Raw genomic sequence first — 11,694 nt, 5'->3', positions numbered from 1 at the left:
TAAAATTTTTTTCAATTAACTATCAAAGTATCCACATCTACAGTTACCGTAGCAAAAAAACCGACAGCATCACCTTCTACATTGGTAGGTATATTATCTCTGGTAATGTCAAAAAAGCCACCTCGCCATTCGGTTTCGGATAATAATGAACGCAAAAATTCTTTGTATCGATCACTTACTGTATGCTTTCGCCTGATTACCGTACTCCCTTGAGGAAAATAAAACTCATCTTTTTCTGTGGCGAAAATTTCCTGAACATCAATGTTTTTAAGGTCGTAAAAGACAACTCTTCCTTCACAACTTTCTTGGGGTGAGCAATTAGGTGTTGCAGACCAGTCAATATCATGTGTGACATAATTGGCAGCAGTACCTGTCTCCTGATATTCCAACCGATAATGAATGACCCCATCGATCAAGGCCGTATCTAATGCAACATCACCCAGAAACTGTCCGCCCGGAGGTGTATCAAACGCACGGTATTCTTTACCTCGGTGGCGGATGACTAACAAGTAAAATTTACCAAATACAGCCCTCATGGGAGGGGTGTAATACTCGCCTGAACCAACAGGATCTTCGGTTAAAACCACAAACTCTTCGTCACTATCAACAATGGCCATAAAGGCACGACTTACGGGTCTGGGATCTTCATTTTGGCTACCAAAAGGCCTGGTTAACTTTACGCGATGCCGTTTTAGCTCATTGGTCATGAGTCCTTCCACCACAATTAAATCTTGCGCGGCAAATTCAACATCCTCCTCAAACCGTTCTTCGCAGCTTATTATTAGCAAGAAAATGGACAATATGGTGGTTAACTGCTTCAAAGAAATCTGAAATTATAAGTGATAGAAGGAGTGAACCTGAATAGGTACGACTGTGTGGTGAGTCGATTGTTTTCTAATAAGTTTGAAGGCATTCTAAACTCACCTTCGGCATCTTCCACCTTGCCATAGTTGATAAATAGGGTGTTTTTACGACCATATAAATTGTATATGGAGAAGGAGAGATCGTGCGTAAAGCGGCTTTCAGGGTTTTTGTTCAACCTAAAGGTAGCCGACACATCCATTCTGTGATAATCGGGTAACCGACTGCCATTTTTTTCACCGTAAATGGGAGCTTCTAACCCATTATAATTAAAAAATCCTATGGGTTTAGAGTAAGGCGATCCGGTATAATAAGTCCAGTTCATACCTAGTTTTATTCTTTTCGTTAAATCGTAACCCATGACCAGATTTATCTCATGCGGCCGATCATAGAATGAGTTAAATTCTTTGCCTTCATTGATATCTTCAAAAGTGCGTGTAGCACGCGAGATGGTATAGCCTACCCACCCACGCAGTCGACCCAATTCTTTTCTTGCCATTAGTTCCAGGCCGGCAGCCTGGGCATCGCCAAACCGCAATTCACTTTCTATTAACGGATTAAGTAACGTTTCAGCGTGCGGCTCATAATCAATCTGGTTTTGCATGTTTTTAAAATACAGCTCTGCACTCAACATTAAACCTGACTTTTTTAGCTGCTGCTGGTAACCAAACACAATTAGGTCAGCAATTTCCGGCTCTATGTTGTAACTGCTGGGCAGCCAAACCTCTAACGAGGTAAACGGACTGATTGAGTTCGTGATGAGATGTACATTCTGAACGTTTCTGGTATAACTAAATTTAAGAGATGAGTAAGGGGTTAATTCATAATTTAAGCCTAAGCGAGGCTCGGTATTTCCAAAATCGATGTAATCTTCCCCTGCATCAAAAAATAAAGTATCCATCGGGCTGTTGTTCTCATCAAAAAGAAACTCAAAAGCACCACCCTGATTCGACCAGGATGATATTCTTAAACCATAACGGACACCCAAACGATCGGTAAGTTTTACTTCCTGCCCTCCATAAAGTACAGTTTCAGCAGAGTTTCTTATCGAGATTAATGGAGGCTGAACATTTGGATTATCCGTGGTAAGGTTGCCGGGGTTAAAGTTGTATCCATTGATTGCAAGGCCGAATGACCATACGTTGTTGGCTTTTTTAAAGTAGGTAAAATCAGACTTTAGGGTAATGGTAGCTATGCGAGATTTCCATTTGGTATTGGTGCTAACATCAGTATGTAGGAAATAATCATAGCTACTACCCGCTACAGTCGCATTCATAAAGAGTTTATCATTGAACAGATGGTTCCAGCGTAAGCTACCCAGTATGTTTTCCCACTCCAGCCCTACATTGTCTACAAAATAGTTGTCTTTACCTGTATAAGTAGAAATATAGATATTGTCTTTAGGGCCCAATGAGAAATTCAGTTTACCGGTAAGATCGTAGAAGTTCAATTTTTTCAAATCGTCATTTCCATTGTCGAAAAGGTATTTAATTCTTGAAACACGACCGGATACAAGAAATGAGCTGAAGCCTTTTTTAATGGGGCCTTCCACGCCTAATTTACTGGAGATAAGAGTGCTGTTACCCCAAACCTCAAAGCGTCTATCGTTTCCTTTTTTGGTGCGTATGTCAATGACTGATGAAAGCCTTCCACCCATAGATACCGGCATATCGCCTTTATAAATTTCAATGGAATTGATAGCGTCTGGGATTACGGTAGAAAATACGCCAAGCAAATGGCTGGAATTAAATACGGGAGCATCATCTATCATTAATAGATTTTGATCTCGATTGCCACCCCTCACATAATAGAAAGTAGAACCATCGGAATGAGCTTTTATACCAGGTACAAATTCCATTGATTTTACCACATCCATTTCACCAAAGAGAGCAGGCATTTCAGTCACCGTTTCAGCACTTATTTTCTCTTTGCTTAGTTGTACTTCTTCCAGCTCTACACTTTCATCGGATGTTATTACTATTTCCTCTAATACCGGTGGCTTTTCTTCCAGATCTATTGAATAGTTAACATCTCTATTGCCAGTTACCGAAATACTTACAGGATTGTAGCCAATAAAAGAGAAGGTAACTTTATGTTCACCTTCGGGTATAGGAAATGAGTAGTAGCCATAGGCATTCGTTAATACACCAATGGATAATGAATCAATAGAAACGGTGGCGCCTATAATGGCCTCACCATTCAATTGATCTTTCACATATCCACTGATTACTGCTTTTTTAGAATCCTTTGGTTTCTTTTTTTTTAACACTACCTGTTGCTCGATAAAATCGAATTCAATACCCATAGGATCGAAGAGTGACTTCAGAACGTTTTCCAATGTGGCAGTTCCTCGATAGCTTACTTTTTGGCTAGTCTTTATTAGTTTGGAATTATATGAAAAACTAATGCCAGCCTGCTCTTCAATCATATCAAGCACATCACCAACAGGTAAATTATCGGCTTGAATAGTTATGATTTTTTGAGCACTCGTTTGGGCGTACGCCTGTTGGGCGGCTAGGCAACTGATGATCGGGAAAATGGCAAGAAAATGTACAAGTCTTAGCACCCTGCTTTAGTTATTTCAATATCCTGACCGGTTTGTTCGATGGTCAAATCAAGGGTAGAAGTTAATACTTTTAATACAGAATCTAATGGCTGATTATCAAAAGTAGCGGTTACTTCGCACGTAGCAGTAACTTCATCGGATATAGAAATAGAGGACTTGTAAACTTTGTTTAGATCTTCAATGGCCTTTTTTAGTGAGGTGGATTCAAAAACTATTAAACCTGTCTTCCAAGAATTGAAATTTGTGTCTTCATTTTTATATTGAATAAGTTCCCCCTGGCTTGATAATTTTCCTGCATCGCCAACTCCTAATTCAATCTTTTTATCTGTTGATTGAGATGATAACGCCACCAATCCAGTAGACACCACTACCTCTGTGGCTGAAGAAGTAGTACTCACATTAAAAGAAGTTCCAAGCACAGTCACTCGGGCATCACCAGCCGAAATTATAAAAGGCAGCTTTTCATTTCTTTCCACCTCAAAAAATGCTTCACCCTTTAGCTCAATCGCTCTGGTGGTTGATCCAAACTCAGAAGTATAACTAATGGACGAATTAGCATTTAACGTAACAATTGATTTGTCAGGCAGAACGTATTCTTGTTTAGCATCAGCAGTTTGATGTATGATTAGGCTATCACTAAACAAATACTTGTAGATGATAAAGGTAGAAGCAAAAATTAATAAAATGGCGGCAGCTACTTTTAGCCAGTTGGCGCTGGATTTAGGTGTCATTTCAATGGTTTTGGCACCAGACACTTTACTTCTAAACAATTCCCATTCACTGTCAACATCAATAGCTAAATCAGGAACAGTGAAATGTCCTTTATCAATTGCATACAGTTTTTTGTAATGATCGAATACTTGTTGGTTTTCAGCGCTCTCTTTGCACCAATCTTCAACCGCAATTCTCTCATCATAAGTGCTTTGACCAGTAATGACTTTTGCAATTAGTATTTCTATATGGTTTTTATCTTCACTCAAATTTTCAATTCTCTATTGTTATAACACATCAATAATGGTTTACCCTTACTCCAGAAAAATAAAAAAAAGTAACATTAAAAAATCGGCCAGGTGCTCCCGCATCAATCGCAAAGCTTTAGACATTTGTGCTTCAACCGTTTTTACCGAAATATCCATTCTCTCTGCTATTTCAGAGTATTTTAACTCTTCAACCCTGCTCAGCTCAAATACTTTGCGGCATTTATTGGGCAAGGTGTTTAATGCATAAGATATCTCTCGTTCTAATTCTTTGGTTTCTATTGTTGAAGTACTATCGGCTGTCAGTTCTTCATTAGCCTCACTGATGGGCACCACTTTTTTACGGTCCCTTATTTTATTCAGACATCTGTTACGCACAGAGGTGTATAAATAGCTTTTGTAATTGGTATCAGGCTCCAGCCCCTTATGCTTTTCCCAAAGTTTGATAAAAGCATCATGCACAACCTCTTTGGCTTCATCAACATCTTGCACATATTTTACGGCAAATGCAGTTAGTCCACCGAAGTGTTCCTTAAATAAAGTTTCAAAAAGGGGAAGTTCCTGTTTGTTCAAATTTTTGGTATCTGCCTAACTCCCTACTGCAGGGATGGTACATTTTGGAATAAATATACTAAAAGCTTATTTCTTTCTATAGAAGTATAGAATTGCCTCAATATCCCTGGGTTCTTCACTCAATGTAAAAAAACCTGAGCCATCCTTCATCCAGGCTAATGCTTCACCCTGAGGCTCAACAATGTAGGGTACAATTTCAGGCTGAGACATAAGTAATTCGGCTATGCTTTCACCATTTCTTTTCCAATAAAATACGGAGTTATAAGTCTTAGTAATTATCTCCTGACCATCTGCAGAGATATCCGCTGCCACAGTATTGAAATAAGGCATAGTACCTAATTTTTCTAAAGTGATTGTTTCTGTTAGAGATTGAGGATATGCGGCTCTGTAAATACCAATATTTTGTTCTCTTTTGGATAGTATATAAATGTCTTTTGTTAAAGGGTCTACCATCAAACTTTCAGCATCTCTTTTTCCGTCAGGGAAAACGAAAGTAATGATATCCACCTCCTCAATATCTCGGCTTTCGGAGTCTAATCTTGGCTCTTCAAATCGGTAAATATATTTTAACTCATGAACGGCTTTGTTATCGCCCATTTCAGCCACATACAAATAGTTTTTAGTATCATCGGGGCCAACTCCGCTAGCTATATCTTCCCAGTCTCTGTTTTTTATTGTTGGGAAATTGAATTGTGCCTTAAACTTACCATATTGATCAAGCAAAAAGAGTCTTGCCTGATCTCCACTATCGTTATGCACCCAAAGCATATTCGGATTATTGATTCCCACAGCCAATCCAGAGGCTTCATTTATTTCGTTATTGTCAATTTCACCACGCGATTCTGCCGGATGAAAAGTAGGCTGTGCCAGTGCACTAAAAGAAATGAATAGAATTAAAACAGAGGTGTAGGTGATTCGATTCATGATAATTGATTAAAAAACACCGAAACATAATGCATAAATTTCTGAAATGGAAAGGAAAAATTTGAAATTACTACACTTCGCATTTTGTTAATGATGTGTTAAATATTCATTCGGCTTGCTGTATTTTCATTAATTTCAATTCTTATGAAGCGGAAATCCATTTTGGCTTTGGTAGTGATGGCAGCCATAAGCATACTCGGTATAGTAGGTGTGCAGGTATATTGGTTTAACAAGGCCTTCAATACAGAAGAGGAGCTCTTCAACAGAGAGGTAAATGCCGCACTTTACAATGTTGCAACTAAGTTTTTTGAGATAAGTGAAACGGCAATTCCTGCCAATAATCCCATTAAGCAGCTTAGTACCAATTACTATGTAGTCATGATTAACAACGAGATTGATGCGAACCTGTTAGAATATCTTCTTAAATCTGAGTTTGAAAAAAGGAATATCAAAGCTGACTTTGAATACGGTATTTATGATTGCACGAGCGATAAAATGGTGTATGGAAACTATGTGAGTGTGGAGGCCGTGCAAAAGGAAGAGGCTGACCTGGCAGGGCTGCCAAAATGGGAAAATCAGAACTATTATTTTGGAGTGCAATTCCCTAATAAGGCATCCATTATTACCGATAGAATGGAAATTTGGATCTTTTCATCGGCCGTATTAGTGTTAGTGATCATATTTTTTTCCTATGCACTTTTCGTGATTTTAAAGCAAAAGAGGCTTTCTGAAATTCAAAAAGATTTTATCAACAACATGACGCATGAGTTTAAAACTCCTATTTCTACCATTGCTTTAAGTGCCGATGTGTTAAGCGATCCGAATATCAGCTCACAACCAGAGCGAATTAAGAATTACACAACCATTATTAAGCGTGAAAATGTCCGCTTGAAGAAACAGGTGGAACGCGTGTTACAAATGGCCGGAATGGATAAAGACGAAATCGCACTTAAAAAGGAAAAAACGTCATTGCATAAACTTATAAATGAGGCAGTAGAAGGCATTGCTGCCGGGAATGCCGGTAATAAGAACAGGATTCAACTCCAATTAAATTCTGCGAATGACAATGTAGAGGTTGATCGGTTACATGTTTCTAATGTGATATACAATCTCATTGATAATGCACTAAAATATTGTGAGCAGGAGCCAAAAATTGTTATCTCCACCGAATCTGTAAAAGATAAAATATGGGTAACAATAGAAGATAACGGTATCGGCATTAGCCAGGACGATCAGAAAAAGGTATTCGATAAATTTTATAGAGTTTCTACCGGAAACCGGCACGATGTAAAGGGTTTTGGCTTGGGGCTAAGCTATGTAATGCAGGTAGTTAAAGCGCATAAAGGGAGCTTGAAACTTATGAGTGAATTAGGTAAGGGTAGTACATTCAAATTTTCCTTATACAATGAATAAGACTTCAATAATGCTAGTGGAGGATGATGAGAGCTTATCTTTTGTGATTAAAGATAACCTCTCATTAAATGGTTATGACGTGATTCACTATGCGGATGGAGCTTTGGCAAGCAAGTCATTTACCAAAGGAAAGTTTGATCTGTGCCTGTTAGATGTAATGCTTCCAGCGGTTGATGGGTTTACCTTGGGCAAAGAGATAAGAAAGAAGGATTCTAATGTGCCAATATTATATCTCACGGCCAAGTCGATGCAAGAAGACAAACTTGAGGGGTTTAAAAGTGGTGGTGATGATTATATTACCAAGCCGTTTAGCATGGAAGAACTCATTTTTAGAATAGAAGTCTTTCTTAAACGTAAGTTGAGCACCAGCACAACCAAACAAAATTTTAAAATTGGCGAGTACGATTTTAACTACTCTGATTTAAGCCTTACTTACAAAGGCGAAATAAAGAACCTAACCCAGAAGGAAGCAGATGTGCTCCGGTTCTTTTGTTTAAATAAACAGAGAGTAGTAAAGCGCGATGAAATTCTCAAAGAAGTGTGGGGCGATGACGACTATTTTTTAGGTCGTAGCCTTGATGTTTTTATTTCTAAGCTTCGAAAGTACCTCGCTAAAGATTCTAATGTGAGTATAGCCAACAGGCATGGCATTGGATTTGAACTTGTGATAACAATCAATTAATAAAGAATTGTTAAATTCAGGCTTTCTCAAAATAACAGAGTAAGCATGAAATTAGAAACACTAACCCCAAACCTCATGGTAGATGATGTAAGGGCTACTATTAACTACTACCATGGAATTTTTGGATTTGAAACAGTATCAACTGTTCCTGAAAAAGGTGATGTGCTTGACTGGGCTCGAATGAAAAAAGGCGATGTGGACATCATGTTTCAAAGTGAAGAAAGCCTTAAAAAAGATATTCCTGAAATTAGACATGAAAGCCCGGGAGGAGGAGCGACATTATTCATAAAAATGACTGGTATAGAGGAGTTTTATGACAGGCATTATAACGATGCTGATATTGTTGTTCAACTTCATGACACTTTTTATGGGATGAAGGAATTTACGGTTAGAGACATCAATGGCTATTACCTAACTTTTGCCGAACCAATCGACAATCAATAAATACTAAAAATATTCTAAATTACTAATCTAATTAGTAATTTAGAATATGAATGATTTACTCAAAGGGAGAGGGGCGCAATCTGCGATTTCCAATGATTTTTTAAATCAGGAGATTGTAACAGATCACATAGAAGGGTTAGATGAGGAATTGTTAATTGAACGGCCGAAAACGCAGCTGTTCTACGAAACACCAAACAAGGTGGTCAATAAGGTTACCAGCCCTGATGTGGGCATGGAATACTCACTAAACCCCTATCAGGGTTGTGAACATGGCTGTATTTATTGTTACGCGCGCAAAACACATGAATACTGGGGCTACAACTTAGGTCTTGATTTTGAAACTAAGATTATTGTAAAAAGTAATGCCCCAGCTTTACTAGAAAATCATTTGCTTAAACCTTCCTGGAAACCTAAGCCCATTGTGCTTTCTGGCAATACGGATTGTTATCAACCTATTGAGCGTGAGCTAAAAATCACACGGCAACTTCTAGAGGTTTTTGCCAAATACAGGCACCCTGTGGGTATTATTACTAAGAATGTGCTGGTTACACGAGACTTAGATATTTTGAAAGATCTAGCTTCTGATAATCTGGTGAAAGTAATTCTATCCATTACCACTTTAGATGACGGACTCAGAAGAATTTTAGAACCACGAACAGCGAGCGTAAAGTCTAAATTGTTGGCAATAGAAAAGTTAACCGAGGCAGGTATTCCGGTAAGCATTATGAATGCCCCAATAATTCCTTCTATCAATCATCATGAAATACCCGCAGTTATTAAAGCAGTGGCAGAAAGGGGGGCTCAAGGAGTTAATTATACCACCGTTCGATTAAACGGTAAGATTGCAGATATTTTTGAAGCCTGGCTACAGAAATATTTCCCTGATAGAGCAGAAAAGGTGATTAATCAAATAAAGGAGCTTCATGGTGGCACAGTGAATGACAGCGAGTTTGGCAAAAGAATGAAAGGTGTTGGGAATATTGCCTCTACTATTAATAAGCTACATCACATCTCTAAAAATAGATATATGAAGAATGTTAAAAGTACACCCTTGAACCTCACAGCCTTCCGAAAAGGGGGTAATTATAGTTTGTTTTGAACAGGCATTTGGTTAATGCGAGGAATGAAGAATTATTAATTTTATTAAAGACTCGGTGAACAGTCTTGATGAGATTGCTTCTTCGTTCATTCCTCACTCATCGCAATAACTAGATACGTTGATGACTTTAGGTAAATGTCGTGCCAGCGTCAAACTTAATGCAACAATGGAGTAGCTCATTCAGTTATAGAAGTGAACTAGAGAATAAACAATGCTAAAATTACCATCAATACTACTCATAAGCATACTCATGGTTTGCTGCGCTGCCAAAAAAGACGAACAGAAAACTGAAAAATCTTCCATTACACATGAACAACGGGCAAGGTTAGATACAGCTTACTTTGCCAGTGGGTGCTTCTGGTGCACCGAGGCCGTTTTTGAAAGAGTAAAAGGAGTAGTAGATGTTGTATCAGGCTATGCTGGCGGTGACAGACCCAACCCAACATACCAACAAGTGAGTGCCGGTATTACTAATTATGCTGAGGCGGTTAGAATAGCGTACGATCCCGAAGTTGTCTCATATAAACAGCTTATTGAATTCTTTTATGCGAGCCATGATCCAACTCAGCTGAACCGACAAGGCCCCGATGTAGGCAAGCAATATCGCTCTGAAATTTATTTTCAAAATGATGAGGAAAAGAAGCTGGCCGAAGCAAGAAAGGAGTATTTGGATCAATCAGGTAAGTACGACTCTAAAGTTGTTACGCTTATTACCCCATATACCAATTTCTATGAGGCGGAAGACTATCACCAAAACTATTATGAGTTACATCCTAATCAACCTTATGTCTATTCTGTCTCAAGACCCAAAGTAGAAAAGTTCATGAAAGAATATAAGGAATTCCTTAAAGAGGATTATAAATAAAATTTCCCTTTAGGGTGGGGATAAAGAGGTAGGTTCATACCCTTAAATCTTCAAATCTACTTGCCCTTTCAATAGGTCTTCCATGGTTTCTCGTTCTCTTATTAAATGGGCTTTGCCATCGAGTACAAGTACCTCGGCAGGGCGGAATCTTGAATTGTAATTAGAAGCCATGGAAAAGCCATAGGCTCCTGCATTTTTCATCATAAGGATATCTCCTTCACGCACTTCACTTAATTTACGATCCCAACCAAATGTATCAGTTTCGCAGATGTACCCTACAACAGTATAAACCCGTTGCGTTCCTTTCGGGTTAGAAATATTTACGATTTCATGATATGCATCATACATCATTGGGCGAAGCAGGTGGTTCATTCCACTATCAACCCCCACAAATACAGTGGCAGGAGTAGTTTTAATTACATTGGCTTTAGCTAAAAAGTAGCCTGCCTCACTTACGAGATATTTACCCGGCTCAAACCACATTTCTAATTTTCTTCCGTAACTCTCGCAAAAGTTATCGAATGCCTTTCCAAGCTTCACACCCAGGTCATAAACGTTGGTGGTAATGTCATTTTCTTTATAACCTACTTTAAAGCCACTTCCAAAATCTATGAATTCAAGATCAGGGAAATCTCTGGCCACCCCGAAGAGTATTTCAGCAATCTTTAAGAATACCTCAGCATCCAGAATGTCAGATCCGGTATGCATATGCAAGCCGGTAACTTTAATGCCAGTTGTGTTTACCACTCGTATTAAATGTGGCAGCTGATAGATCGAAATACCAAACTTAGAGTCCACATGGCCGGTAGATATTTTGGTGTTTCCACCTGCCATAATATGCGGATTTAATCGAATGCAGCACGGTACTTTATTATGATATTTATGACCAAATTGCTCGAGTATAGAAATGTTGTCAATATTGATCATTAAACCCAGCTTCACTCCTTCCACTATTTCATCAAAAGACACACAATTTGGAGTGAACAAAATCTCACTAGGTTCAAAACCTGCCTTTAAAGCCAGTTGTGCTTCTTGAATAGATACCACGTCCACACCTGCACCATGCTTCTTCATTAACTTAAGTATGTTAATGTTGGTCAATGACTTTGCAGCATATTTAATCTTCAATTTTTGGTTAGAAAAGGCATTTTTTAACGATTGAAGCTGGTTTATGATCTTCTCTGCATCATAAACATAAAGCGGAGTACCAAATTCTGAGGCGATTTTGGTGAGGCTAACTCCTTGTATACTGTATTGACCGTTTTTCGAATCCATGGCCGAAATTATCTG

11 protein-coding genes are annotated in these 11,694 nt (G+C 38.5%); 5 read left to right on the top strand and 6 right to left on the bottom strand.

Annotation, left to right across the window (positions count from 1 at the left end; genetic code table 11):
- Positions 1 to 11 precede the first annotated feature (11 nt).
- The 5 genes from JR347_RS02985 to JR347_RS02965 form a co-directional block, all read right to left on the bottom strand.
- A complete protein-coding gene (locus tag JR347_RS02985) occupies positions 12 to 821 on the bottom strand; it encodes a DUF4249 family protein (RefSeq protein WP_205722570.1) in 810 nt (269 codons plus the stop codon).
- Entirely contained in the window at positions 818 to 3,427 is a 2,610-nt protein-coding gene (locus JR347_RS02980; protein WP_205722569.1) for a TonB-dependent receptor, read from the bottom strand. Before JR347_RS02980 ends, JR347_RS02985 begins: the two co-directional genes overlap by 4 nt.
- On the bottom strand, positions 3,421 to 4,407 hold the full coding sequence (locus JR347_RS02975) for a FecR family protein (protein ID WP_205722568.1): 987 nt from the start codon (positions 4,405 to 4,407) through the stop codon (positions 3,421 to 3,423). Before JR347_RS02975 ends, JR347_RS02980 begins: the two co-directional genes overlap by 7 nt.
- A 45-nt stretch (positions 4,408 to 4,452) precedes the next feature.
- On the bottom strand, positions 4,453 to 4,977 hold the full coding sequence (locus tag JR347_RS02970; protein ID WP_205722567.1) for an RNA polymerase sigma-70 factor: 525 nt from the start codon (positions 4,975 to 4,977) through the stop codon (positions 4,453 to 4,455).
- A gap of 66 nt (positions 4,978 to 5,043) precedes the next feature.
- Positions 5,044 to 5,901 carry a hypothetical protein gene (locus tag JR347_RS02965; protein ID WP_205722566.1) on the bottom strand — a complete coding sequence of 286 codons (858 nt, stop codon included), beginning with the start codon at positions 5,899 to 5,901 and terminating at the stop codon, positions 5,044 to 5,046.
- Positions 5,902 to 6,045: 144 nt separating this feature from the next.
- Here JR347_RS02965 and JR347_RS02960 point away from each other — a divergent pair, with 144 nt between their 5' ends.
- The 5 genes from JR347_RS02960 to msrA all read left to right on the top strand — a co-directional run bounded on the left by JR347_RS02960 (position 6,046) and on the right by msrA (position 10,404).
- On the top strand, positions 6,046 to 7,314 hold the full coding sequence (locus JR347_RS02960; protein ID WP_205722565.1) for a sensor histidine kinase: 1,269 nt from the start codon (positions 6,046 to 6,048) through the stop codon (positions 7,312 to 7,314).
- Positions 7,307 to 7,996, top strand: a complete 690-nt coding sequence (locus tag JR347_RS02955) for a response regulator transcription factor (protein WP_205722564.1) — start codon at positions 7,307 to 7,309, stop codon at positions 7,994 to 7,996. Before JR347_RS02960 ends, JR347_RS02955 begins: the two co-directional genes overlap by 8 nt.
- 45 nt (positions 7,997 to 8,041) lie before the next feature.
- Positions 8,042 to 8,440, top strand: a complete 399-nt coding sequence (locus JR347_RS02950) for a VOC family protein (RefSeq protein WP_205722563.1) — start codon at positions 8,042 to 8,044, stop codon at positions 8,438 to 8,440.
- Between the two features lie 46 nt (positions 8,441 to 8,486).
- The gene (locus JR347_RS02945) at positions 8,487 to 9,539 is read left to right on the top strand and encodes a PA0069 family radical SAM protein (RefSeq protein ID WP_205722562.1); all 1,053 of its coding nucleotides are present in this window, start codon (positions 8,487 to 8,489) and stop codon (positions 9,537 to 9,539) included.
- Between the two features lie 211 nt (positions 9,540 to 9,750).
- A complete protein-coding gene (msrA, locus tag JR347_RS02940) occupies positions 9,751 to 10,404 on the top strand; it encodes a peptide-methionine (S)-S-oxide reductase MsrA (RefSeq protein ID WP_205722561.1) in 654 nt (217 codons plus the stop codon).
- A 42-nt stretch (positions 10,405 to 10,446) separates the two neighbouring features.
- Here the strand turns inward: msrA and lysA are convergent, their stop codons facing one another.
- The gene (gene lysA / locus JR347_RS02935) at positions 10,447 to 11,679 is read right to left on the bottom strand and encodes a diaminopimelate decarboxylase (protein WP_205723823.1); all 1,233 of its coding nucleotides are present in this window, start codon (positions 11,677 to 11,679) and stop codon (positions 10,447 to 10,449) included.
- Between the last annotated feature and the right edge of the window lie 15 nt (positions 11,680 to 11,694).

This window comes from Fulvivirga lutea (assembly GCF_017068455.1).
GTDB classification, from domain to species: Bacteria; Bacteroidota; Bacteroidia; order Cytophagales; family Cyclobacteriaceae; genus Fulvivirga; species Fulvivirga lutea.
This window is presented reverse-complemented; position numbering and strand designations above follow the sequence as displayed.